Source organism: Halarchaeum acidiphilum MH1-52-1 (genome assembly GCF_000474235.1).
GTDB lineage: Archaea > Halobacteriota > Halobacteria > Halobacteriales > Halobacteriaceae > Halarchaeum > Halarchaeum acidiphilum.
The window spans coordinates 60044-83075 of the sequence record NZ_BATA01000002.1 but is presented as its reverse complement, the minus strand read 5'-3'; the positions used below and the strand labels follow the sequence as shown (position 1 = coordinate 83075).

At 68.7% G+C, this 23032-nt stretch carries 20 protein-coding genes and 3 pseudogenes; 10 read left to right on the top strand and 13 right to left on the bottom strand.

All coding sequences use genetic code 11. From position 1 onward, the window contains the following. Positions 1-301 precede the first annotated feature (301 nt). From AOZ13_RS00880 to AOZ13_RS00870, 3 genes are all read right to left on the bottom strand, one after another. Positions 302-475 carry a 50S ribosomal protein L37e gene (locus AOZ13_RS00880; RefSeq protein WP_020220566.1) on the bottom strand — a complete coding sequence of 58 codons (174 nt, stop codon included), beginning with the start codon at positions 473-475 and terminating at the stop codon, positions 302-304. Then, positions 472-666: an LSM domain-containing protein gene (locus AOZ13_RS00875; protein ID WP_020220567.1), complete on the bottom strand. Its 195-nt coding sequence runs from the start codon at positions 664-666 to the stop codon at positions 472-474. Before AOZ13_RS00875 ends, AOZ13_RS00880 begins: the two co-directional genes overlap by 4 nt. Before the next feature lie 164 nt (positions 667-830). Further along, the gene (locus tag AOZ13_RS00870; RefSeq protein ID WP_021779552.1) at positions 831-1892 is read right to left on the bottom strand and encodes a M20/M25/M40 family metallo-hydrolase; all 1062 of its coding nucleotides are present in this window, start codon (positions 1890-1892) and stop codon (positions 831-833) included. A gap of 210 nt (positions 1893-2102) precedes the next feature. On the opposite strand from AOZ13_RS00870, the gene AOZ13_RS00865 reads away from it, so the two are divergent. The 4 genes and pseudogenes from AOZ13_RS00865 (at position 2103) to AOZ13_RS00855 (ending at position 6278) form a co-directional block, all read left to right on the top strand. Next, positions 2103-2366: a hypothetical protein gene (locus tag AOZ13_RS00865; RefSeq protein ID WP_020220568.1), complete on the top strand. Its 264-nt coding sequence runs from the start codon at positions 2103-2105 to the stop codon at positions 2364-2366. A 37-nt stretch (positions 2367-2403) separates the two neighbouring features. After that, positions 2404-3353, top strand: a pseudogene (locus AOZ13_RS00860) (zinc-dependent metalloprotease). A gap of 78 nt (positions 3354-3431) precedes the next feature. Next, positions 3432-3596, top strand: a complete 165-nt coding sequence (locus AOZ13_RS14110; RefSeq protein ID WP_020220570.1) for a hypothetical protein — start codon at positions 3432-3434, stop codon at positions 3594-3596. Positions 3597-3633: 37 nt separating this feature from the next. Further along, positions 3634-6278, top strand: a pseudogene (locus tag AOZ13_RS00855) (AAA domain-containing protein). Positions 6279-6420: 142 nt separating this feature from the next. Here AOZ13_RS00855 and AOZ13_RS00850 read toward each other — a convergent pair. From AOZ13_RS00850 to rqcH, 4 genes and pseudogenes are all read right to left on the bottom strand, one after another. Further along, entirely contained in the window at positions 6421-7488 is a 1068-nt protein-coding gene (locus AOZ13_RS00850) for an mRNA surveillance protein pelota (RefSeq protein ID WP_020220572.1), read from the bottom strand. 97 nt (positions 7489-7585) lie between these two features. Beyond that, positions 7586-8146: an SDR family NAD(P)-dependent oxidoreductase gene (locus AOZ13_RS14105; protein WP_159103057.1), complete on the bottom strand. Its 561-nt coding sequence runs from the start codon at positions 8144-8146 to the stop codon at positions 7586-7588. Next, positions 8065-8313, bottom strand: a complete 249-nt coding sequence (locus AOZ13_RS14100; RefSeq protein ID WP_021779548.1) for an SDR family NAD(P)-dependent oxidoreductase — start codon at positions 8311-8313, stop codon at positions 8065-8067. The genes AOZ13_RS14105 and AOZ13_RS14100 overlap by 82 nt, the downstream gene beginning before the upstream one ends. Positions 8314-8379: 66 nt before the next feature. Next, positions 8380-10523: pseudogene (gene rqcH / locus AOZ13_RS00840) on the bottom strand (ribosome rescue protein RqcH). Between the two features lie 128 nt (positions 10524-10651). Here rqcH and AOZ13_RS00835 point away from each other — a divergent pair. Next, positions 10652-11596, top strand: a complete 945-nt coding sequence (locus AOZ13_RS00835) for a ketopantoate reductase family protein (RefSeq protein WP_020220576.1) — start codon at positions 10652-10654, stop codon at positions 11594-11596. A 174-nt stretch (positions 11597-11770) separates the two neighbouring features. On the opposite strand, the gene AOZ13_RS00830 is transcribed toward AOZ13_RS00835, so the two are convergent. From AOZ13_RS00830 to AOZ13_RS00820, 3 genes are all read right to left on the bottom strand, one after another. After that, positions 11771-13429, bottom strand: a complete 1659-nt coding sequence (locus AOZ13_RS00830; protein ID WP_020220577.1) for a tRNA uridine(34) 5-carboxymethylaminomethyl modification radical SAM/GNAT enzyme Elp3 — start codon at positions 13427-13429, stop codon at positions 11771-11773. A 47-nt stretch (positions 13430-13476) separates the two neighbouring features. Continuing rightward, positions 13477-15555: an OB-fold nucleic acid binding domain-containing protein gene (locus tag AOZ13_RS00825; protein WP_020220578.1), complete on the bottom strand. Its 2079-nt coding sequence runs from the start codon at positions 15553-15555 to the stop codon at positions 13477-13479. A 215-nt stretch (positions 15556-15770) separates the two neighbouring features. Next, a complete protein-coding gene (locus tag AOZ13_RS00820) occupies positions 15771-16769 on the bottom strand; it encodes an HhH-GPD family protein (RefSeq protein ID WP_020220579.1) in 999 nt (332 codons plus the stop codon). 125 nt (positions 16770-16894) lie between these two features. Here AOZ13_RS00820 and AOZ13_RS00815 point away from each other — a divergent pair, with 125 nt between their 5' ends. Together AOZ13_RS00815 and AOZ13_RS00810 are read left to right on the top strand one after the other, a co-directional pair. Beyond that, the gene (locus tag AOZ13_RS00815; protein WP_021779546.1) at positions 16895-17233 is read left to right on the top strand and encodes a hypothetical protein; all 339 of its coding nucleotides are present in this window, start codon (positions 16895-16897) and stop codon (positions 17231-17233) included. A 173-nt stretch (positions 17234-17406) separates the two neighbouring features. Continuing rightward, positions 17407-18225, top strand: a complete 819-nt coding sequence (locus tag AOZ13_RS00810) for a DUF6159 family protein (protein WP_020220581.1) — start codon at positions 17407-17409, stop codon at positions 18223-18225. A 45-nt stretch (positions 18226-18270) separates the two neighbouring features. On the opposite strand, the gene AOZ13_RS15170 is transcribed toward AOZ13_RS00810, so the two are convergent. Both AOZ13_RS15170 and AOZ13_RS00805 read right to left on the bottom strand, forming a co-directional pair. After that, on the bottom strand, positions 18271-18396 hold the full coding sequence (locus AOZ13_RS15170) for a hypothetical protein (RefSeq protein ID WP_020220582.1): 126 nt from the start codon (positions 18394-18396) through the stop codon (positions 18271-18273). A 38-nt stretch (positions 18397-18434) separates the two neighbouring features. Further along, positions 18435-19757, bottom strand: a complete 1323-nt coding sequence (locus AOZ13_RS00805; RefSeq protein WP_020220583.1) for an MgtC/SapB family protein — start codon at positions 19755-19757, stop codon at positions 18435-18437. Between the two features lie 96 nt (positions 19758-19853). Here AOZ13_RS00805 and AOZ13_RS00800 point away from each other — a divergent pair, with 96 nt between their 5' ends. Beyond that, on the top strand, positions 19854-21056 hold the full coding sequence (locus AOZ13_RS00800; RefSeq protein ID WP_020220584.1) for an AI-2E family transporter: 1203 nt from the start codon (positions 19854-19856) through the stop codon (positions 21054-21056). On the opposite strand, the gene AOZ13_RS00795 is transcribed toward AOZ13_RS00800, so the two are convergent. Then, positions 21053-21337, bottom strand: a complete 285-nt coding sequence (locus AOZ13_RS00795; RefSeq protein WP_044956976.1) for a hypothetical protein — start codon at positions 21335-21337, stop codon at positions 21053-21055. The two genes, AOZ13_RS00800 and AOZ13_RS00795, sit on opposite strands and share 4 nt — an antisense overlap. A gap of 138 nt (positions 21338-21475) precedes the next feature. On the opposite strand from AOZ13_RS00795, the gene AOZ13_RS00790 reads away from it, so the two are divergent. Both AOZ13_RS00790 and AOZ13_RS00785 read left to right on the top strand, forming a co-directional pair. After that, positions 21476-22717: an RNA-guided endonuclease InsQ/TnpB family protein gene (locus AOZ13_RS00790; RefSeq protein ID WP_020220586.1), complete on the top strand. Its 1242-nt coding sequence runs from the start codon at positions 21476-21478 to the stop codon at positions 22715-22717. A gap of 40 nt (positions 22718-22757) precedes the next feature. After that, positions 22758-22994: a helix-turn-helix domain-containing protein gene (locus AOZ13_RS00785; protein WP_020220587.1), complete on the top strand. Its 237-nt coding sequence runs from the start codon at positions 22758-22760 to the stop codon at positions 22992-22994. Positions 22995-23032: the final 38 nt, after the last annotated feature.

Genomic DNA, 23032 nt, shown 5'->3' with positions numbered 1-23032 from the left:
GATTATGGGCATATTCGGACGCGATCGGCCATCGCGCGATGGCGTCGCGGCCGGCGACATCAGGGCCGGTATCGTCACCGCCCGTCGTCACCACCGATTCACGATCGGCGATGTCACTGCGTGGCCCGCTGAGTCGCTACGTGGCGCGCCGATGGGACGCGCCCCGTCGCACCGTCGCCGCGACCCCGGGATCGCGTCGTCGCGGCGGGGCATGGAGGACGGAGATCGACCGCGATGTGGCCGCGGAGCTACTCGATCGTCGACGAAGAGGAAAAAGAACCGTCCGGCGTCGGCTGTCGGGTTACTCGCCCTGCTTCGACTGCCACTCGTAGCTTCGGCGCTTCGCCGAGTCGCCGAAGCCGCAGCTCGAACAGACCTTCTTCTTGACGTGGTAGGACTTCTCGCCGCAGCGGCGGCACTTGACGTGCGTCGTCTTGTTCTTCTTCCCTTGGCTCGGCGTGCCGGCTCCAGTCATGGGTTGATCGTAACGACGTTATCGCCGCGTATAACGATTGTGTCTTCACCCGCCTCGGTGTTCTCGAGGACGAGGTTCATGTGCTGGTCGTAGCCGGTGAGAACGCCGATGTGCTCCCCACCGTCCTTGAGTACCACGGTCACGGTCTCCTCGAGGGAGGCTTCGAGGACATCCAGCGGTCGGCCGCTCATACAACACCGGGCGCCCGTCGGACGCTTAAACGTACCGACTCAGTAGGCGCACGAAACGCGCTGGACCGGCGTTCGCGGCAAACGTCGCGTCGACGGCCGGCGTTCGCGGCGACGACACCTCCCCCCTCGCGTCTCTCCCGTCGCACCGAGAAACAGCGTGACTCTCAGAGTTCGACGGCGAACGAGTCGCGTCCGGCCGCCCGAACGGCGAACGCCGCGAGGAGATCCGCGGCGGCGTTCAGGTCGTCCGTGTCCACGACCTCCGCGGGCGTGTGCATGTAGCGGTTCGGAAGCCCGAGGTTGAGCGACGGGATCCCGCTCCGGGAGGTGTAGAAGGCGTCCGCGTCCGTTCCGGTCCGGATTCCCGTGGCCTGCAGTTGGACGTCGATGTCCTCGTCGGCCGCCGCGGCACGGACGGCGTCGACGACCTCGGGGTGGTTCGTCGCCCCGCGCGCGACGACGGGACCGTCGCCGAGCGCCACCTCGTTGTGCTTGGATCCGGGGAACTCGGGGTGATCGGAGGCGTGGGTGACGTCCACCGCGACGGCGGCGTCGGGATCGAGGTCGTAGCCGACCATCTGCGCGCCGGAGAGTCCGACTTCCTCCTGCACGGTCGAGACGGCGTAGACGGTGGACTCCGCATCGCGCTCGGCGGCACGGCGGAGGGCCTCCGCGGCGACCCAGACGCCGACGCGGTTGTCGAGACCGCGCGCCGTGAGCAGCGACCCCCGAAGGGGGCGGGGGGACTGCGCGAACGTCACCGGGTCACCGACGGCCACGCGGTCGCGGGCGTCGTCCTCGTCGGCGGCGCCGATATCGACGGTCATCTCCTCGATGTCGTCGTATTCGGTGTCGTCCTTGTCGCGGACGTGGATGGCGGCCTGCCCGATCACGCCGTTCACGGGACCGTCCGCGGTGTGAACGTGCACCTGTCGGGCCTTCGAGACGGAGCGATCGCTCCCACCGACGGGCGAGAGATGCAGGTACCCCTCGGCGCTGATCGCCGAGACGACGAACCCGATCTCGTCCGCGTGGCCGGTGAACGCGAGTTCGGGACCGTCGCCGCCGTCGTAGACCGCGACCGCGTTCCCGTAGTCGTCGGTGCGGACGTCGTCCGCGAAGCGCTCGACGTACTCGACCCAGACGCGCTGGGCGGGCGTCTCGAAGCCCGACGGACTCGCCGTCGCGAGCAGGTCGGTGAGGAACTCCCGCTGATCGTCGTCCATACGGATCGGCGCGGACGGCGCGGGCAAGAAGCCACCGATACCCGAGATCCGCGCGGCGGGTCGCCTCGCGCCGTCGCGTCGCACCGCCTCCTACCGCCGTCTCGTCGCACCGCCTCCTACCGCCGTCGCGTCGCACCGCCTCCTACCGCCGTCGCGTCGCTCCGCCCCGCGGTCGGAACCCACTTGTGTCACCCGCACCCACGCGGAACCATGGGCATCATCGAGTTCCACGTTCACGACGGTCTCTCCTTCGAGGCGGACTTCGGTGGCGAATCGAGCGACGACGTCGGCATCGCGCCGGCCGACACCGAGACCGCGAGCGGCGACGACGGCGACGAGAGCGGCGCTCGGTGTGGCTGCGGCAAGTCCAAGGCGCTCGGTCTCCTCGTCGTCCTCGGCTTCCTCGCCGTCACCGGCCTCCTCGTCAAGCGCACACTCGGCGGTGACGACGACGCGGCCGAGATCACGGACTGAGGACAAGGCCTATCCCGGTACGGTACCGACTCCGGATATGACGCTTCTCGATAGCGCCCGCGCGGTCGCCGGGGCGTCCGGCGACGACGCGGTCGACTGGTCGGCCGTGGCCGAGGCGGCGAAGGGCGCGACCGATCCCGGTGCCCTCGACCTCACGCCGGCCGACCGCGAGGGCTACGCGAGCGACGTCCGCGCGGCCCGCGAGCGCATCCGCCACGTCTCCGGGCTCGACTTCGACGTGCCGGAGGCGATCGACGTGCAGAACCGCCACCACTGGATCGACGCGAACGTCGAGACCTTCCGCCGGGCGTTCGCCCCGCTCGAACGCGAGGGGGTCTTCCCGGGCGTCGCGCGCACGCTCAACACCGCGACGACCGCCGGCACGCTCTCCTTCGTCGCGAACCGCGTCCTCGGGCAGTACGATCCCCTGCTGCTCGCGGAGGCCGACGGCCACCGGCTCTACTTCGTTCATCCGAACATCGTCGGCGCGGCGGCGACGATGAACGTCGCCGTCCCGCGCTTCCGGCGCTGGATCGCCTTCCACGAGGTGACGCACGCCGCGGAGTTCGGCGCCGCCCCGTGGCTGGCCGACCACCTCGAAACGCGCCTGCGCGAGGGCGTCAATGGACTCTCGGAGGCAGAACTCCACACCGAAGCCTTCTCCGACCTCCTGACGACCATGACCGCCGTCGAGGGGTACGCCGAACTCCTGATGGATCGGGCGTTCGACGACTCCTTCGACGACCTTCGCCGCAAGCTCGACGAGCGCCGCGGCGAAGAAGGCCCGCTCGGCGGTCTCCTCAAGCGCCTCCTCGGCTTCCACCTCAAGCGCGAGCAGTACGAGCGCGGGAAGGCGTTCTTCGATACCGTCGCGGACGCCGCGACGTCGAGACCGCGGGATTGGTGTGGGAGTCGCCGGAGCACCTCCCGACCGACGACGAACTCGACGAACCGATGCGCTGGGTCGCCCGCGTCGCCGGGAACTGAACCGCACCACCCGACGCGGACCGGACGCGAGCGGACCGGACGCCAATACGCAAGTCGGGCGCGTTCCGCACCCCCCTCATGTCGTCAGCGACACGGACGCGTCTCACCGGTTCGTCGTCCCCCCGCTGGGCCGCGCTCATGCTCTACGGCTCGTCCGCGCGCTGGTGGCTCGTCGAAGTGACGGCGCTGTGCTCGGCCGTCTCCGACTCCGAGGAACTCGGCTGGCGGCTCCTCGACGACTAGCGACAGCGTTTTTCGCCGGCCGCGACTACCCCTGTGCGTGACTATTCGGGGCGACGTGACGGCCGTGGGCGACGGACGCACGGTGAGCACGCAGTACGGCGAGCGCGACCTCGTCGAGGTGACGCTCGACCCGGCGATGCGCCCCCGCTGACGGCGACGCTCTGGGGGAAGTGGACGGAGACCGCCGACTACCTCGAACCCGGGATGGATCTCCTCCTGACCGACCCCGAGGAGCGCGAGTGGAACGGCGAGACGCAGTATTCGACGTCGGGCGACTCCTACGTCGTCGTCGAACCCGACTACCTCGTGGACGTGACGGACATCCGCGAGTGGGTGCAGTGTCCCCGCCAGTACTACCTCTCGAAGCTCTCCGGTCTCCCGCTGAAGTACCCCGTGACGAAGGGGACGCTCGTCCACGAGGTGTTCGGCGACCTCCTGCGCGGGCGGGACCTCGACGACGCCATCGACGACGCCATCGACGACGCCGGTCTCGAAATCGGGCTGCTCGGCGAGGATCCCGCGAGCGTGCGCGAGGAAGTCCGCCAGCACGCGTCAGCCATCGAGGGGTGGCTGAACCAAGGCCTCCTCACGGAGGACGACGACTGGCGCTCGGAATACACGCTCGTCTCGGACACCGTCGGCATCAAGGGCCGCTGTGACGCGATCCGTCGCGGGATGCCGGTCGAACTCAAGACGGGGAAGAACACGAAGCGCGATCCGCGCTTCCACGACAAGATTCAGGCGGCCTGTTACGCGCTCATGCTCGAAGAGCGCGGCGTCGAGGCCGACACCGGGACCTTGCTCTACACGAAGAACGCCGCGGTCGATCGCGGCGAGGAGAGCGGCGACCTCTCGCCCGCCAAGGAGTTCTCGATCGGTTCGGGCCTACTGGAGTTCGTCGTCCGCTCGCGGAACCGCCTCGCCGCGATGGAGCACGGCATGTCGGTGCCGACGGGCCACGAGGCGAACGCGAAGTGCGAGTACTGCTTCTCGCAGGACGCCTGTATGGTCGTCTCAGGGCGCCTCGATCAGGAGTCGAAGGCCGGGCAGATCGGGAAGATGCTCCCCGAGGCCGAACGCGACTACTTCGACGAACTCTACGAGGCCATCGAGACCGAGCGCCGCGAGATCCACCGCGAGTACGCGAAGCTCTGGGAGCAAACGCCCGAGGAGCGCGCCGACGACGACCGCGCCGTCATCGACCTCGAACCCGCCGGCAGGGAGGAACTCGCTGACGGGCGCTGGCGCCTCCGCGCGCACCGGCCCGCGGCGGCGTCCTCGAAGATCCGCGAGGGCGACCGGGTGCTCGCGAGCGACGGCGATCCCGTCCACGGTGACGCGGAGATGGGGCGCGTCGAGCGCCTCGACGAGAGCGCGGTCGTCGTGACGACGGACGAGCCGCTCGCCCTCCGTAGGCTCGACGTCTACCCCTCCGAGTACTCCGTGGACGGGATGCTCACCGCGCTCCACGACTTCGTGCTGAAGGGCGACGACCGACGAAAGGACGTCCTCTTCGGGCGCGACGGACCGCGCTTCGCCGACGCGTCGCACGAGGTGATCCCGAACAACGGCGCGCAGAACGCGGCCGTCGAGCGGGCGTTGAACGCCGAGGACTTCGCGCTGATCCACGGCCCGCCCGGCACCGGCAAGACGTACACGATCGCGACGCTCGTCCGCGAGTTCCTCGCGCGCGACGAGCGCGTCCTCCTGTCGGCGTTCACGAACCGCGCGGTGGACAACGCGCTGGAGGCCATCGAGGAGCAGGGCGTCGCGGACCTCGTCCGCGTCGGCACCGAAACGGGCGTGCGCGAGGACATGCAGGAGTACCGATTGGAGAACGTCGGCGGCCCGCACGAGCAGGCGGATCGCCTCGGTGCGGCGTCGCTCGTCGCCGCCACCACCTCCTCGTGCGGGTCGCGCGTGATGCGCTCGCAGGACTTCGACGTCGTGCTCGTGGACGAGGCGAGCCAGTTGACCGAACCCGGGGCGCTCGCCGCGATCAACCGGGGCGCCAGATTCGTCCTCGTCGGCGACCACCACCAGCTCCCGCCGGTCGTCCAGTCCGGCGGGCGCCTCGCCGAGTCCCTCTTCGAGCGCCTCATCGAGGACCATCCCGAGGCCGGCGTCCTCTTGGAGAGCCAGTACCGGATGCGCCAGCGCATTCAGGCGTTCTCCTCGACGGAGTTCTATCGGGGGAGGCTCCGCCCGGCGAACGGCGAGGTGGCGACGCAGTCCCTCGCCGATCTGGGCGTCGAGACGGACGCGGAGGACGTCGTCGACGGCGTCGGCTTCGTGGACGTCACCGGCACGACGGACGCGCACGTCGACCCCGTCGAGGCCGAACGCGTGGCCGAGATCGTCACGGCCCACTGCGAAGCGGGTCTCGATCGCTCCCAGATCGGCGTCATCGCGCCGTTCCGCGCACAGGTCGGCGAGATCGGCCGCCGCGTCCCCGACGACGTCGCGGTCGACACCGTCGATCGATTCCAGGGGTCCTCGAAGGAGGTGATCGTCGTGTCGTTCGTCGCCACGGGCGCGCTCGACGGGCCGATCTTCGAGGACTACCGACGATTGAACGTCGCGATGTCGCGCGCGAAGAAGGGCCTCGTCCTCGTCGGCGACGCGGCCGCACTCGAAACCGACGACTTCTACGCGCGAATGCTCGACTGGGCGCGCCGATAGCGATGCGGGCGACGTTCCTCGGCCTCGGGACGGGGAGCGCGCTCCCGGACGGCGAGCGCGCCCAGTCGGGCGTCCTCGTCCGCGACGGCGGCTTCGACGCGACGGTCTAGTTCGACGCGACGGTCTAGTTCGACGCGACGGTCTAGTTCAGCCGATAGCGCAACAGTGCCGCGATCCCGCCCAGATTCCGGAGGCGCTCGCCGGGCGCGAACTCGTGGCTGAACACCGTCACGTCACCGCCCTGTTGTTCGACGCTCGTGATGACGTCGTTGACGTCGACGTCCCAGTCGCCCTCGTCGGCACGCTCCTTTCGCAGGCGTTCGTCGAGGACGAGCAGCGTCTCGACCGCGCCGAAGTCCGCGGCCTTCGCCACCTCCTCGATCCCGTACGCGACGGGCTCGTCCGTCCCGAGGCGCTCCATCAGCTCGTCGATGAGTTCGGACTCCTCGGCGATGCGCGTCTCGGCCTGCACCTCCTCGACCGCGCCGCGCTTGAGCACTTCGTGGACGCCGCGTCCGCCCGCCGCGGACGTGTCGACGGTCGTGACGCGATCCACGAAGTCCATGTTCCGCTCGTCGAAGTAGTCGAGGGCGTCCTGCTTCGTGAACCCCGGGCCGGCGAGGATGACGGCGTCCGGGTCCATCCGCTCTACGGCCTGCCCCAACTCGGCGAACAGCTCCTCGCGCCCGCGAGCGTACTCGCCCTTCCCCGTCGTGCCCGTGAACGTCCCGGACTCCTCGACGCCGTACTGCTGGACGGTGTGGATGTACGCTTCGCCCTCCTCGATCGTGGCGATCGCGACCTCCGGCTGATCGGCCGTCTCGACGGCCTCCTCGACGCGCTCGATCTGGTCGGGCTTCCAACGCTTCGTGACCGCGATCTCGTCGAACTCCTCGACGTTCAGCGTGTGGTGAAGCCCGAGTTGGTCCTCGCGCGAGCAGTCGTCGATGACGCCGGACACCCGGAGGCGGTTCGCGAACTTGTGGAACTCGACGTCCTCGATGTCGAGGGCGATCCACATCGGCTCGCGCTGCCCGCCCGTGTCGCGCATCTGGTCGTCGGCGCGCTGGATGCGTCGCGTCGTGTCGCCAGACACGCGATCGCCGGGTTCGAGGACGTACGCGAGGTGCCAGAGGTCGTCGAGGCTCTCCGGAACGAGCGTGAGTTCCTCGCGCCCGCCCTCGCGCGCCGCGCGCTCCTTGATCTGCATGGCTCGTCATCGGGCGCGGGCGGCCTTGTGTTCTGCTACTCGCGCGTCCCAGTCCGACGATCGAGCGCGCGGGGGCTTCCGCGCTGTTCGCGCACTGCTACAGCGACGCGTTCAGTCCGCCGTCGACGTCGAGTTTCGCCCCGACGACGTACGCGGCGTCGTCCGAGACGAGGTAGGAGACGGCGCCCGCGACGTCCGCGGGATCGCCGGGGTGACCGGCGGGGATCCGGTCGATCTCCGAGGGGCGCTCGTGCATCTCCTCGAAGCCGACCGGCGTCCCGATGAGTCCCGAGCCGACCGCGTTCACGCGGATCCCGTCGTCGATCAGATCGAGCGCCGCGGCGCGCGTGAGATACGTGACGCCGCCCTTCGACGTCATGTACGAGAACTTCTCCGGGAGTCCGCGCGTGCTCGACACCGTGACGTTGACGACCGCGCCGCCGTCGCCCGCGGCCAGCAGGGGCGCTGCGTGCTTCGTGCAGAGGAAGTAGCTCCGCAGGTTCGTGTCGATCGTCTTCTCCCACGTTTCGAGGTCGCAGTCGAGGATCGACTCGTTCGCCGTGTAGGCGACGTTGTTCACGAGGGCGTCCAGCCGTCCGAACGTCGCCTCGACGTGCTCGAACAGCGCCTCGATCTCGGCCGGCTCGGTGACGTCCACCTCGTATCCCGATCCCACGCCCGGGAGGCGTCCGCGACGGTCTCGGCCTCGTCGCCGTGGCGCGACGTGACGATGGCGTGATAGCCGTCGGCCGACAGCCGCTCGGCGATCGCGCGCCCGATGTTGTTCGTCGAGCCGATCACGACGGCGACCGGTGATTCGCTCATACCGACCGATGGCGCGCCGAGACCATGCCGGTGGCGGTCGGAGAGACGGATGCCGCGGATAGCCTCTCAGTCGTCCGCGATCCGGCTCCCGCCCGGCGGCATGAACTTCTGGATCTCGTCTGGCGAGGCGACCTTCCGGACGAACGACTCGTCCTCGAAGCGCTCGCGGAAGAGCCGATAGACGCGCTTTGCGGCGTCGCCCTGCGCGAACTTCCCGGGTTCGAGCGCGACCGTCGTCTCCACTCGCCCCTCGATCGCGGACGGCGGGCCGCCGACGACGCGCGTCGCGGGTTCGCAAGTGATACCGACCGCACAGCCGACGGGCGTGTTCTCGAAGTACGTCCGGTCGCCCCGGATCGTGAAGCCCCCCTTCGAGAGGTACTCGCCCGATTCGGCGGTCTTCGACACCTGCTCGGGCATCACCATGTAGGCGTCGCCCGCGCCGCGGCCGTCCTTCCAGACGGAGGAGTACGTGACGGCGAACTGCGCGGCCTCCTCCAGCGAGGAATCGGGCACTTCGATGTCCTGCGACGGCTCGCTCGGCGCGGACGTCTTGAGAACCGTCACGGGCCCGCCGTGGGCCTGCGCGTGGAAGAAGCGGTCGTAGCCGTCCATGTACTTCTCGACGATCTCCTCGTTCTGCTCGGCGTTCCGCCCGCCGATCACGAGGAAGCCATCAGACGTTCGGAACCACCGGAATCGGTCGTACCACTGCTCCTGTTTGCGTACCGGGATCGAAGCGCGGGAGAGCCAATCGATCTCCTCCGGCTCCTCCTCCTCCTCCGCTTTCGCTTCCTCGTGCTCCTCCTCCGACCACTCCTCGCGGCGCGCTTTCCACTGTTCGAGTTCCTCGCGGGTGTCCTCGATGGCCGCGAGCGCGCCCTCCTTCTTCTCCTCGACGCGCTTCGCCTCCTTGTAGAGGGCGTCCGCGTTGCGCTCGACGCCCGCCTCGGGATCGAGACCGATCGTGTGGTCGTCGAGGCGCAAGCGCACGAGACCGTTCTCCGGGTCGACGCCGACGACGTGCTCCGCGGCCTCGATGCCCTGCTCTTCGCCCTCCGCGAAGCGCTCCTCGACGTCGTCCCACCCGTATCCCGCGGCGAGCGCCTCGCGAACCGTCGAGAGCACCTCGTCCACGAGGTCGTAACGCTCGTAGAGGAGTTCGGCCTTCTCCCGCTCCGTTTCGGCTTGCTCCTCGAAGTTCCCGATGGCGCCCTCCTGCTGTTCGATGATGCGCTCGCGTTTCGCGATCTCCTCCTCGAAGGGGGGCTTGCTCGTCGTTTCCTCGCTCCCCTCGTCGACCTCCGTTTCGAGGTTCGTGAAGTAGTCGTCGAGCGCCGCGTTGAACGAGTCGAACGCCTCCGCGTCGAGGTCCGCGCGCTCCTCTAAGGGGAGCGGCGTCACGTCGACGCGACGCCCCGCGTTCTCCCCGTTCTCCTCGTCGCCGTCGTCCCCGTCCGCACGCTCGTAGTAGACCCGCGGGTCCGTGCGTCCGGCCTGTACGTCCTCAAGCAGGCGCTCCATCGCGTCGTAGAGCGCTCGGAACTCCCCCTCGTCGGCGTCTGCGATGTCCTTCGTCTTCTCGCGCCCGCGCGCGTGCAGAGTTCCTCGCCGTAGAGTCCGCCGAAGTTGAGCTGCGTGGCGACGGTGCGCACGAGGTCGGTGTCGGACTGGCGCATCCGCTCCGCGAATCCCTCGTAGTCGAGATCGAGGGGGTTCACGCGCGACTGCGGGAAGCCGTACTGGCTCCCGGGCGCGACCGTCCGCGATTTCAGGCGCACCGTTTCGAGGCTGTCGACGACCTCGCCGTTCTGATCGAGGACGGCGACGTTCCCGTCGCCGAACAGCTCGGCGACGATGGTGGTGTCTTGGTCCTCGCGGCGGAACTCGAACTCGAGAATGCGGTCGAAGCCGTGCTGGCGGACCTCGTGGAGGTTCGCCCCGGAGAGGCGATTGCGAAGCATCTTCGCGAAGTTCGGCGGGCGTCCGGGCGCGTTCGGCACGTGCTCGGGGCGCGCGACGTTCGCGCGCTTCGTCTCCCCGACCTCGACGAGGAGTTCGACGCGGCCCTCGTCGAAGTCCCGCATCTTCAGGCGGACGAGGTCGTCGCCGTAGAGGTAGGCCTTATCGACCACCGCGCCCGAATAGCCGTTCAGCTCCGCGGTGAGGGCGACGAGGTCGACGCTCGTCAGTTCCCGTTTCTCGTCCATGATACCCGATGTAGGAGGGTCTCACTCTTTTATACTGTGATCGCGACGGCACCGCGAGACGAGAGCGCGAGCGCCGCACGGCGGCGTCGTCCCGTACCTCTTTGCCGACGCGCCCCGATGACTCGCGCATGGAAATCGCAGTCTACGGCGCGGGCGGCGTCGGCGCGTACTACGGCGGCCGCCTCGCCGAGCAGGGCCACGACGTGACGCTGATCGCGCGCGGCGAGCACCTCGACGCCCTCCGATCGGACGGGCTGACCGTCGAGAGCGTCGCCGGCGACTTCGCGGTCGACCTCCCCGCGACGGACGACCCCACGGCGGTCGGCGAGGTCGATCTCGTGCTCTTCTGCGTGAAGTCCTTCGACACCGCGGACGCCGCCGCGGCGCTCGACGCGATGTTGCGTCCGGACTCCGCCGTCCTCTCCCTGCAGAACGGCGTCGACAACGAGGACGTCCTCGCGGACGTCGTCGGCACCGAGCGCGTCTGGGGCGGCGTCACCTACATCTTCAGCACCATCAAGGAACCCGGCGTCGTCGAGCACACGGGCGGCCCCGCCGAGATCGTCTTCGCCGAATACCACGACATCGACGATCCCGCGCCCGAGCGCTCCGCGCTCGCCGACGCCTTGCTCGGCGCCTGCGAGGCCGCGACGGGCATGAGCGCCGACTACACCGAGGACGTCCACGCGACGCTCTGGGACAAGTTCGCGCTCATCTGCGCGCAGGCGGGTCTCACCGCGACCACGCGCCACCCGTTCGGTGACATCCGCGCGACCGAGGAGACGTGGGCCCTCTACCGGCGCGTCATGGAAGAGGTGGTCGCGATCGCGCACGCGGAGGGCGTCCGCTTCGGCTGGGATCCGGTGACGAAGTGGCTCGACGCCATGGAATCGATGGACAACGAGGAGAACTATTCCAGTCTCCACTACGACCTCACGCACGGCAAACGCATGGAACTCGACGCGCTCCACGGGAGCGCCGTCCGTCACGCCCGCGAACACGGCGTCGACGCCCCCGCCGTCGAGACCATCGACGCCATCCTCCGCCCGCAGGCCGACGCGAACGAGTCCTGACGCAAGACTCCACCCTCGCGTCATCGATGAGAGACTCTCCCGTCCTCCCCGCGAACGACGGCGGCATCGGCGCGCCGCTTCGACGCCGGGCGCGACCGCCTCCCAGTCGCCCACAACGTCACCGTCGTCACGCCCTCTAGTCGCGTCTCGCGTCCGCTCGCTGTGCTTCCGGCCCTACAGGTCCTTCACCACGTACGGCCCGTCCTGATGGTAGCCGAGCTTCCGCTTGTAATACTGCCGGGCGCCGATCCCCGAGATGACGGCGAGCGTCTCGTAGCCGGCGTCGCGGGCGCGCTCCTCGGCTTCGCGCACGAGGCGCCGACCGTAGCCGCGGTGTTGCTGGTCGCCCTCGCCGCTCTCCTCGCCGACGCCGACCGCGTTCCCGTAGACGTGGAGTTCGCGCAGGAGCGCGGCGTCCTCCAGTTCGCGCCGGGCGACCTCGTCCGGGAAGCGCAGGCGCGCGAAGCCCACGAGCAAGTCCTTCTCGAAGTCCTCGAAGGAGATGAACTGCTCCGCGCCCCCGGAGGCCTCGTACTCGATCGTCCCCATCTCGACGTTCTCCGGCTCCTCGTCGTTCATCCCGACCTCGCGACACCGGATGCACTCGCACTCCCAGCCGTGCTCGTCCATCCTCTGCCACGCGAGCTGTCGGAGGTTCGACTTCCAGACGCCGGCGTCGATGAAGTCCGCGGGGATGTCGCGCTGGACGCGCTGGAGGCGGACGTACCGTGGGAGGTCCTTCATGACGCGCGCGACGAGCTCGGCGGCCTGCTCGTTGTGGAGGGGATCGAAGTCGTCGCGACGCCACTGGTCGTACACACGAGTACCGCGCACGACGAGCGTCGGGTAGATCTTCAGGTAGTCGGGACGCCACTCCGGGCTGGCGAAGAGCTGGCGGAAGTCCTCCCTGATCATCCGCTCGGTCATCCCCGGCTGGCCCGGCATCATGTGGAAGCCGACCTTGAACGCCGCGTTCCGCAAATTGCGGTTGGCGTCGATCGACGCCTGATTGCCGTGTCCGCGGTGCATCTCGCGGTTGATGCGCTCGTAGGTCGTCTGGACGCCCACTTCGACCTTCGTCCCGCCGAGATCGAGCATGCGATCGATCTGCTCGGGATCGCACCAGTCGGGCTTCGTCTCGAACGTCGTCCCGATGTTTCTGATGTCCCCGAACTCGTTCCCCGTCTTCACGTCTTCGAGGTACGAGAAATCGTACTCCTCTCTGTCCTGTGCGAACGAGACGCCCTCCGCGGGCGCCGGCTCGACGTCGAGGTCGTGATCGTTCAGCGCCTCGAGACAGCGCTTCACGAACCACTCCTGATAGTCGTGGCTGCGCGCGGTCATCGTCCCGCCCATGACGATGAGTTCGACCTTGTCGACGGGGTGACCGATCTCGCGGAGTTGATTCAGCCGGAGCGTCACCTGCCCGTAGGGATCGTAGTCGTTCTGCTCGCCGCGCGCCGCCGCCGGCTCGTGGCCCGTGTAGGACTGCGCGCTCCCGAACTCGCTCGCGGGACCGCCCGGACAGTAGAGGCACTTCCCGTGCGGACAGAGGTGCGGGCTGGTCATCACCGCGACCGGCGCGACGCCCGACGCGGTGCGGACGGGCTTGCGCTGGAGGACTTCCTCTAGCTCCTCGCGGCGCCCCTCCGGCGCGTGATCGAGCAGGTCGGTGTGTTTCGGCACTCGCGCGACTGAATGCTCCGAGCAGACGTCGAGCTTCGCCGATTCCACGTCGTCCTCGCCGACCTCGCCCGCGAGGATGCGCGAGACGAGGGCCTCGCAGGCGGCCGCGAACGCCGCGTCCTCGCCGTCCTCGACCTCGCTACTCATTACCTACTACGAGTGCGCTACGCCCGAAAAGCGTGTCGTTGCCGGCCCTAGAACTGCGCGACGAGCGCGTCGACCGCGGCGTCGACGACCGCGTCGCGCTCGCCGCTGAGGAACTCGATCCGGCCGTCCGCCGCGCCGCGCGGGACGACGCCGGCCTCGGGGAGTTCCTCTTTCAGGCGCTCGCCGACCGCGCGGACGTCCACGTCGCCCGTCGAGCGCACGCGAATCTCGTCGCTGTCCGCGCCGACGAGGACGTAGTCGCCCTCGGCCCGATCGCGGGAGAGCGCGTCGAGCAGGAGCGCGACCGGCGGGAAGTCGTAGCGGTGCGTGTACTGATCGACGTCGAGGACTTCGACCGTCACGTCGTCCGCGTCGCGCGCGTCGAGGTGCGGCTCCGCGGTCTCGAGTTCCGTCTCGAGCTTCTCGCGGAACTGCTCGCCGACGTGGCCGACGAGGCTCGTCTGGGCCTCGTCCCAGAGGAGGTCGGCGATGATCTCGCGCTTGTCCTCGTAGGCCTGATAGAACGCCTCGAGCGCGATCGCGTCCCGAACGTTCTCGACGGTGTCTGCGTCGTAGCCCGCCTCGCCGGCGAGTTCCGCGTAGACGTCGGGCGTGTCCGCCCAGAACGGCACGGCCGGGAGGTGCGCGAGGTCGTCGCGGACGTCGTCGTTCACGATGCCGGCGAGGTGCGTCGCGAGGACGCCCGTCGAGACCGGGTCGTCGCCGTGCTGCGTCGGGGAGACGAGGACGTTCGCGGCGTCCGCGGCCTCGCCGTCCGCGTAGCCGCCGTCGAGGGCGACGGTCGGCGCGTCGTACTGCGCGAGGAGACCGATCCCGTCCGTGGACTCGCGCGTGCTCCCCGTGCCGACGAGCACGAACAGCGGATGCTTCTCGTCGTGGCGCTCGGCGGCCTGCAGCATCGAGGTGACGTCCTTCGTGGCGTCGTCGAGCGTGTAGAAGCCGTCGTCGAGCGGCCGGCGATCGACGTAGTGGTACTCGGCGTCGCTCGCCGTGTGCTCGGCGCGGACGAGCGGGAGGACGGCTCGTTCGATGGCGGCGCCACCGACGTACCCCTCGACGTCCGCGGTGTGGCGGACGATGACCGGGCGCGACTGAATGATCGCGCGCCGGATCTCGGTCGCGGCGTCGACGAGGTCGTCGTGGACGACGTCGACCGCGGTGTCCTGCACGAGCAGCGTCTCGTCCTCGGGGCTCGCACGCTCCGTGATCTCGGCCTCGCGGCGCTCGTGGACGGCCTCCGCCTCCCCGCCCGTCAGCACGTCGAGGTCCTCGGTCTCGATCTGGAGTTCGCCGTGGTGGCGCTCGATCTCGCCCGTGAGCCGGACGACGTCGCCCGCCTCGACCTCGGGGTAGGCGCGCACCCCCGCTTCGACGAACGCCGCGGCGTCGACCGTGCCGGTCTCGTCAGTCAGTTCGAAGACCGTCGGACCCGACGTCTGCCGGACGCCCGTGATCTCGGCCTCGACCGCGACGACCTCGCCGACCTCCTCCTCGAGGGCGTCGATCGGAACCCGGACGACCTCCTCGGCCGCCGGTTCTTCGGCTTCCTCGGCCACACCTTCCTCACTCGCACCCGCTTCTTCGGCTTCCGCGGCCGTCTCTGCTTCCGCCTCGCCTCCTTCGGGCGCAGCGGCTTCCTCTCCCGTTTCCTCGCCGCGTTCCGCCGCCTCCTCCGTGACGTCCGGCTCGTCGGCCGCGGGCGGGGCCTCCTCCTCGTCCGCGGGAAGCTCGGCGTTCGTCGGCGCGTCCGGGTCGTCGATGAGCAGGCCGCGGAACTCGCGTTCGGACTGTCGGATCGACCACGCGAGATCGACGTTCCCGTTGCCGTGGACGTCCTCGACTTTGACGTAGGCGGTGTCGCCGGGCTCCCAGCCGAGCGCCTCGAGGCGCTTCGGGATCTCGCTCTTGTGGAGCAGTCCGGTGACGTTCTCGCCGACGTCGACGAAGACGCCGAACTCGGCGAACCCGTCGACGTGACCCTGATAGTACCGACCCGGCGTGAGCTGTTCAGGCGTGGAACCGCGGAACTCGAAAACGACGTCCTCCTCGTGCGTCTCGCAGATGTATCCATCCGTGGAGGCGCCGCAAATGATACACGAACCCATTTAGCGGTGAGAAGGTCCCCGCCCCTAAACGACTGTCGAAACCGCGGTCGCGGGGACCGCTCTCCGACCGCGGGAGCGGGTGACGCGAGCGGTCGCACGCCACGCGCTCGAATCCGGGCGTTCCGATCGCGAACCAGTTCGCTGCGACGACCATGCCCGGGGGTTCGCGCGCCGCGAGGAGACGTCACGTCCCCCGTCCCGCTCGCGCGCCGCGTTCAGCGCAGCCGCGCGACCGTCTCGCCGTCGCGTTCTTCGAGTTCAGCGAGACCGTCCCCCGCGAGATCCGCCACCAGCGCGCGAAGCCACTCGCGTCCGTGCTCGCCGTCCGGCGTGTAGTCCACACGCACCTTCGGCCCGAGCGTGTCCAGCGGCAGTTCGTCGTGATTCGAGAGCGCCTTCACGACCCGTCCACGCATCTGCCGGCGCGACCCCTCGAACTCGGGCTGCGTGGGGACGTCCGGCGCGGTGAAGTCCCCCGTCTCGTAGGCGTGGCACCACCGGCGCCACGGACAGCCCGCCTCGTCGCACGACGGGACCTTCTCGCACGCGACGCCGCCGAGTTCCATCATCGCGTTGTTCCACACGCGCGACTCGCCATCCGGCATCAGCGCGCCCGCGACGACCGCGAACGCCTCGTCGTCGTCCGGGACGTCGAACGCGCGGTACAGTACCCGTTTCACGTTCGTGTCCACCACCGCGTTCCCGTTGTTGAACGCGAAGGACGCGACCGCGTTCGCCGTGTAGGGTCCGACGCCCATCAGTTCCGCCAGCTCAGCGGGTTCCTCGGGGAACTCGCCGTCGCCTCCGCCGGTTTCACCGGCTCCGTGCGGTCGGTCCGACGGACCGACCGCTCCCTCGACGACCTGCCGGGCGGCCTCGTGGAGGTAGCGCGCGCGGTTGTTGTAGCCGAGCGAGTGGCCGGTCCAGAACCCGACGACGTCGCCCCGTTCGGCCGCCGCGAGGTCGTGGACGGTCGGCCACCGATCCAGAAATTCGCGCCACGCCGTCTCGACGCGTTCGAGCTGCGTCTGCTGGCTCATCACCTCGGAGACGAGAATCTCGTAGGCGTCGGTCGTCTCGCGCCACGGGAACGAGCGATGATCGTCCTCGTACCACGAGACGAGCGCGTCGCGCACGGCGTCGACGTCCGCGGGGAGACAGTCCCGCGGGCCGTCGCCACCGCCCTCGTCGGCCGTCGCGTCGGCGTCGCTCATACGTGCCCGTCGGACGGCGCGCGCTTCAGGCTGACGACACGGCCGACGCGGAGACGCCGGAGCGACGGCGGACACTGACGGCACCGAACCCCAATCGCCTTGCCGCGGGCGCTCGAACGCCCGCTATGACCCTCGACGACCTCGTCGACGACGTGCAGGACGCCAACCGCGACCTGAAGGACGCCGGCTTCGCCCTCGACCGCGAGTCGCGCACCGAACTCGCGATGCTCGTCGCCGCCCTCGACCCCGAGGACTCCGACGAACTCGTCCGCCGCGCGATCCACGCGCTCTTCGACTCCTACGTGCAGAGCGGCAAACTCGACTTCAACCTCCGCAGCGAGTACGACGCGACGTACGACGAGTATCTCGCGGGGATGAGCTACGACGAGATGGCGGGCGCGGGAGGCGCCGGCGGACAGGGGCTCCCGCAGGACGAGGAGGAAGGGCGGCGCTACCAGTACTAACGGACCGTTTGCTGGCGCGGCCGAAGGCCGCGCTGGCGAAAGCACGCCTCCCTCACTTCGTTCGCGCGAACGCTGCCCGCGTGGCCCGTGCGGTTCGTATCACCTGCCCCGTCGCTCTCCCGCTCGGTCACTCACGGCGGCCTTTATACGCGATGACGCCGTCAGGGACGTCCATGGGATTCCTCTCTCGCCTCAAGACCGGCTGGGGCTTGGCGATGGACGGTCTCGGCGTCCTCCGGGACGACCCCGAGTTGGCCGTCTTCCCGCTCGTCGCGGGCGTCGCCGGTCTCGCCTACCTCGCCCTCCTCTTCGGCGTCGTCTCCGTCGTCGGGACGAGCGACGGTCTCGAACTGTACGCCGTCCTCTTCGCGCTCTACGTCGGGACGACGTTCGTCGCGTCGTTCTTCACCGCCGGTCTCGTCCACGAGACCCGCGAAGCCTTCGAGGGCCGCGAGCCCACCTTCCGCGGCGGGATCGCGGCCGCGTGGGCGAACGTCGGCACCATCCTCGTGTGGGCGCTCGTCTCCGCGACCGTCGGCGTCGTGATCCGCGCGATCGAGAACCAGAGCGGCGTCGTCGGCGACCTCCTCGCGGGGCTGTTCAGCGTCGCGTGGTCGATCCTGACCTACTTCGTCGTCCCCGTCATCGTCTTCGAGGACGTCGGTATCACGGACGCCATCTCGCGCTCCGGCGAGACGTTCAAGGACACGTGGGGAGAGACGGCTGGCGCCGGGTTCGGCGTCGGTCTCATCACCGTGGTATTCGTCGGTGCCGCGATCGTCGTCAGCGCCGCGCTCTTCTACGGCGCGTCGAGCGTCGGCTCCGCGATCGGCACCGAGGGCGCCCTCGTCGTCGGCGTCGTCCTCGTCGTCCTCGCGTACCTCGCGAGCGTCACCCTCGGCGCGATCGCCCGCACCGCCCTCTACGTCTACGCCACGGAGGGACTGGCCCCGGATCAGTTCGGGAACGTCGACTTCGCGCGCGTCCGATAGCCCCCTCTCCGCGCCACCGTCACTCTCCGCGCCACCGTCACCCTCTCAGGCCCGCGCGACCCGCGGATCGGCGAGCGCGTCTTCGAGGAACGAGACCGCGAGTTCGATCTCGCGGTCGGTGGCGTCGCCGGGGAACGAGTCGATGCGGGGTTCGACGGTGTCCCGATCCATGCCGGGTCGGGGAGCCGAGCGGGGGAGAACAGTAGTGCTCAGAGGAGAGCGACGGTGGCGTCGGCGAGTCCCGCGACGACGAGCAGGCCGAGGCTGGCGAGCGCGACGCGCCGGCCGAACGCGCGATCCGTGCTCGTCGCGGCGAGACCGACTTTCACGACGATGCTCGCCGCGGTGGCGAGCGTGACGGCGACGCTCGTCTCGTGCGCGCTGAGTTCGCCCGTGCGGTAGAGGACGACCGCGGAGGTGGTCGCGCCCGCGGAGGAAACGAGTCCGGAGACGGCGGCCGTCGCGTAGAAGCCGAGGGTGCCGAGGGAGGCGCGAGTGAGCGCGCTCCCGGCGACGATGAGGAGGAAGATCAGCCCGAAGCCGAGCGCGTTGCGCATCGAGAACGGACTCGACAGATCGATGTCGACGCTCGTCCGCCAGTCCGCGACCCGCCACGCGAGCGCGATACTCCCGAGAGCGACGACGCCGAGCGGGACGCCGACGGCGAGCGGCGCCCCCCGCGGGTAGCCGAGGGTGAACGCGGCGACGATAACGAGGTTGCGAAGCGCCATCGCGGCGTTCGCGAGGAGGATGCCGGCGACGGCGTAGTCGACGGCCTCGCGGCGCTCGGCGACGTGATCGAGCATCGTCCCGACGACCGCCGTGGAGGAGGCGAGCCCCCCGAAGAATCCGGTGACGGCGATGCCGCGGCCGCCGTAGGTCTTCACGACGGCGTAGTTCGCGATGCCGATGCCGGCGACGAAGACGACCATCAGCCAGACGACGCGGGGTTCGATGGCGACGCTGTACGTTCCGCTCCCGAGAGTGTACGTGCCCGGCGGGAGGAGCGGGTAGACGACGAAGGCGAGGATGGCGAACTCCGCCGTGGAGCGCAACTCCGCCGCGGAAAGCCCCCACGCGAGTTCGTGGAGTTCGCGCTTGAAGACGAGGAGGAGCGAGGAGGTGACGGCGACGACGGTGGCGGGGAGGAGGTCGCCGAGACCGACGAGCAGGCCGACGCCGTAGGCGACGAGCAGGCTCACCGCGGTCGTGAGGTGGAGGCTCGCGTCCTCGCCGGCGCTCCGTCCGCGCAGGCCGTTCAGCATCAGGACGGTGGCGAGGACGGCGACGAAGCCCGCGCCGGCGAGCGAGAGGAGGGGGAGACAGGCGCCGTCGGCGCCGCACATCGCCCGATCGTACGTCGTGAAGACGGTGCCGAGGACGCTGATGAGCGCGAACGTCCGGATGCCCGCGGCCTTCTGCGACCACTCGCGTTCGAGACCGAGGAAGAGACCCAATCCGACCGCGACGGCGAGCCTGACGATCCGGCTGTCGATGGGGGCGCCGGCGACGACGCTCGCGATATCGACCACGACTCCAGTAGCGCGGGCCGGGGACAAAAAGCTCGCGTCGCCGGGCGCGACCGCCCGACCACGGGGTTTTTGCGGACGGCACGCCGAGTCGGCGCCATGAGTTCGACGTGGGACGTCGATCGCGCGCGGCTCGGGTGGTGGGTGATGGCCGCCGTCTGCGCGGGCGTGCTCGCGTTCGTCGTCTACTCGTTCATCGGGACGTTCGTCTTCGGCGTCTTCATCTACTACGCGGTGCGCCCGGTGTATCGGCGCCTCCGGGACCGGATCCGGCCGCCGACGCTCGCCGCGATCGTGAGCCTGCTCGTCTTCGCCCTCCCGGCGCTGCTCCTGCTGGCGTACGCGTTCGCTATCGGTCTCCAAGAACTCAACGCCTACCTGAGCGCGCATCCGACGAGCTTCCAGCAGTTGGAGTCCGTGCTGACGCCGTACGTCGACGTCGCGAGCATCGTCCGCGATCCGCAGTCGCTCCTCGCCTCCGAGGACGCGCTCGCGACGCTCCGGGGCGTGATCTCGGCCGCGCAGGGCTACCTCGGGTTCTTCGGGACCGTCGCGCTCCACGCGTTCGTCATGCTCACCATCGCCTTCTACCTGTTGCGCGACGACGCGCGCCTCGCCGCGTGGTTCCACCGGCGCTTCGACGACGCGGAGGGCGTCGTCTACGCGTACGCCAAGCGCGTCGATTCGGACTTCTCGAACATCTTCTTCGGCAACATCCTCAACGCGGTCATCACGGCGATCATCGGGGCCATCTCGTACAGCCTGCTCGACTACGTCGCGCCGGCAGGGGTCGGCGTCCCCTATCCCGCCCTCCTCGGCGTCCTCACGGGGATCGCGAGCCTCATCCCCGTCGTCGGCATCAAGCTCGTCTACGTCCCCGTCACCGCGCTCCTCGTCGTCCGCGCGGCGACGACCGATCCCGACGCGTTCTGGTTCCCCGTGCTGTACGTCGCCGTCTCGTTCGTCGTCGTGGACGTCGTGCCCGACCTCGTGTTGCGACCGTACGTCTCCGGGCGCAACCTCCACCTCGGGATGGTGATGCTCGCGTACATCTTCGGGCCGCTCCTCTTCGGGTGGTACGGCATCTTCCTCGGGCCGATGCTCCTCGTCCTGATCGTCCACTTCGTCCGCCTCGTCCTCCCCGAACTCCTCGCGGGCGCGCCCATCGAACCGAAGGCGATCGGCCCGTCGACGCCCACGGCGAGAACGGTACAGGCCTCCCTCGACGACGTCCGCGGGATCGACGACGGTGCGGACGACGTGAGTGGGGCGGGCGATGCGGGCGACACCGAGGACGCCTAGCGCAGTTCCGTCCCGTCGCGCGGGCAGTAGCGCACCTCGGAATCGGTCGTCGCGAATCCGCACTCCGGGCAGGTCCGCGGCGTCGGCGGCGTCCCCGGTCCCTCACTCTCATCCGAACCCGCACCGCGGAGGCCGCGAAAGAGCAGCGGGACGAAGGGGACGGCGAGGAAGAAGACGAACCAGCCGGTGACGTAGTGAACGGCGGCGCTGATCGCGAGCGAGGCGACGAGACCGACGACCGCGGTGGCGAGACGGGAGTTCACGGGGATACGAGCGCGCATACGTGCGGGCGACGCTTGTCGATGGCGGGCGATTTATCGGCGGTCGAGGCGAATACCCCGGGGCTTGACCCCGGGGATGAAGCCGACAACCCGTGATACAAACTATCAAGTGAACACATCGCTAATCAAGAGACAGCGATGGAACACAGTCACCGCTACCGCGCCTACCCGACACAAGAGGTAGCGGAGCGACTGGAACACCATCTCGACGTTCATCGCCAACTCTACAACCACGTCCGATGGGACTACGAGAACAGCCCAGCGGACGACAACCCGAGTGAGTACGACCAGAACAACAAACTCCCCGAGTGGAAGCGAAAGTGGCCGGTGTTCAGCGAACTGCACTCGAAAGCCGCCCAAGCCACTGTCGCTCGCTTCCACCGTAACCTCTCGAACCTTCACAAGAAGACAGAGAAAGGGTACAACGTTGGTCGGCTCAAGCGGCAAGTACCCACTGACTATCGGAGTGTGACGTACAACCAGTCCGGTTTCGACCTCGATGAAAAGAGGGGCCGCGACAGGGTCGCTTACGTCCGCTTCAGCAAAATCGGCTGGGTGAAAATCCGCTACCACCGCCCGATTCCCGACCACGCCACTATCAAAGAAGTCACGTTCAAGAAGGAGACGACCGGCGAGTGGTTCGTCTCCTTCGGATTAGACACCGAGGATGCCGACTTGCCTGAGAAACCCGCACTGGAATCGCTTAACGCGAGCAACAGCGTGGGAATAGACCTCGGAATCCTCACCTACAGCCACACCAGTGACGGTAAGACCGTGGATTGGCTCGACCTTGAGGATGAATACGAGCGTCTGCGCCGCGAACAACGCAAGTTGTCGCGGAAGGAGAAGGGGTCGAACAACTACGGGAGACAACGCCAGAAGGTCGCTACGGTGAAGCGTCACATTCGGCGGAAGGTGCTGGACTACCAGCACAAACTCACGACGTGGCTCGTCAAGGAATACGACGCCGTGTTCGTTGAAGACCTGAACGTCCAGAGTATGCTTCAGGGAGATGAGACCGCTCGCAACAAACAGGATGTTGCGTGGCGACAATTCATCACTCTCCTCGACTACAAGGCCGACCTGTACGGTTGTCACGTCAAGCAGGTCGAAGCACGAGGCACGACGAAGGAGTGCGCGTCGTGTGGTGTGGAGACGGCGAAACCCATCTGGGTCAGAGAACACTCCTGCCCGAGCTGTGGGTTCGAGACAGATCGGGATGCGAATGCGGCGATGAACGTCCTCAAGAGTGGCTTTTCTGAACTAGGGCTGGGATGGCCCGAAGACACGCCCGTGGAGACCGTGACCGCTACGGACACCGCTGACTTTCAGCGAGTGTCTGCAAGTCACGTCATCGAAACGGGAAGCCTCGGAGCTTGACCCCGAGGCGATTCACAGTGATCTATCGGTCCCTCTCTGTATGAGCGACGTCGACGCCGCGGCGATCACCCCGAGGGCGTGGCGGCTCCTCCGGGTCGCGGCCGGATACGACCAGCGGGCGGTCGAGCGGGAACTCGACGCGGTGCGACAGGCCCACGTCTCCATGCTGGAGTCGGGGTCGCGCTCGCTCAGTCGCGAGCGCCGCCGCGCGCTCCTCGACCTCTACGCGGCGGAACTCGATTCGGGACAGCTCGCCGCGCTCGTCGAGCACTTCTGAGCGCCGTCCCACATCGATGATCATTAACCGGGGTGTAT

What these genes read in the sequence shown, in the direction of transcription:
- AOZ13_RS00795 (WP_044956976.1), bottom strand. Translation starts at nt 21,337, where the DNA reads ATGCGCGCTCGTATCCCCGTGAACTCCCGTCTCGCCACCGCGGTCGTC.
- AOZ13_RS14100 (WP_021779548.1), bottom strand. Translation starts at nt 8,313, where the DNA reads ATGAGCGAATCACCGGTCGCCGTCGTGATCGGCTCGACGAACAACATC.
- AOZ13_RS00870 (WP_021779552.1), bottom strand. Translation starts at nt 1,892, where the DNA reads ATGGACGACGATCAGCGGGAGTTCCTCACCGACCTGCTCGCGACGGCG.
- AOZ13_RS00865 (WP_020220568.1), top strand. Translation starts at nt 2,103, where the DNA reads ATGGGCATCATCGAGTTCCACGTTCACGACGGTCTCTCCTTCGAGGCG.
- AOZ13_RS14110 (WP_020220570.1), top strand. Translation starts at nt 3,432, where the DNA reads ATGTCGTCAGCGACACGGACGCGTCTCACCGGTTCGTCGTCCCCCCGC.
- AOZ13_RS00820 (WP_020220579.1), bottom strand. Translation starts at nt 16,769, where the DNA reads ATGAGCGACGCCGACGCGACGGCCGACGAGGGCGGTGGCGACGGCCCG.
- AOZ13_RS00880 (WP_020220566.1), bottom strand. Translation starts at nt 475, where the DNA reads ATGACTGGAGCCGGCACGCCGAGCCAAGGGAAGAAGAACAAGACGACG.
- AOZ13_RS00785 (WP_020220587.1), top strand. Translation starts at nt 22,758, where the DNA reads ATGAGCGACGTCGACGCCGCGGCGATCACCCCGAGGGCGTGGCGGCTC.
- AOZ13_RS00790 (WP_020220586.1), top strand. Translation starts at nt 21,476, where the DNA reads ATGGAACACAGTCACCGCTACCGCGCCTACCCGACACAAGAGGTAGCG.
- AOZ13_RS00850 (WP_020220572.1), bottom strand. Translation starts at nt 7,488, where the DNA reads ATGCAGATCAAGGAGCGCGCGGCGCGCGAGGGCGGGCGCGAGGAACTC.
- AOZ13_RS15170 (WP_020220582.1), bottom strand. Translation starts at nt 18,396, where the DNA reads ATGGATCGGGACACCGTCGAACCCCGCATCGACTCGTTCCCCGGCGAC.
- AOZ13_RS00875 (WP_020220567.1), bottom strand. Translation starts at nt 666, where the DNA reads ATGAGCGGCCGACCGCTGGATGTCCTCGAAGCCTCCCTCGAGGAGACC.
- AOZ13_RS00810 (WP_020220581.1), top strand. Translation starts at nt 17,407, where the DNA reads ATGGGATTCCTCTCTCGCCTCAAGACCGGCTGGGGCTTGGCGATGGAC.
- AOZ13_RS00830 (WP_020220577.1), bottom strand. Translation starts at nt 13,429, where the DNA reads ATGAGTAGCGAGGTCGAGGACGGCGAGGACGCGGCGTTCGCGGCCGCC.
- AOZ13_RS00835 (WP_020220576.1), top strand. Translation starts at nt 10,652, where the DNA reads ATGGAAATCGCAGTCTACGGCGCGGGCGGCGTCGGCGCGTACTACGGC.
- AOZ13_RS00815 (WP_021779546.1), top strand. Translation starts at nt 16,895, where the DNA reads ATGACCCTCGACGACCTCGTCGACGACGTGCAGGACGCCAACCGCGAC.
- AOZ13_RS00800 (WP_020220584.1), top strand. Translation starts at nt 19,854, where the DNA reads ATGAGTTCGACGTGGGACGTCGATCGCGCGCGGCTCGGGTGGTGGGTG.
- AOZ13_RS00825 (WP_020220578.1), bottom strand. Translation starts at nt 15,555, where the DNA reads ATGGGTTCGTGTATCATTTGCGGCGCCTCCACGGATGGATACATCTGC.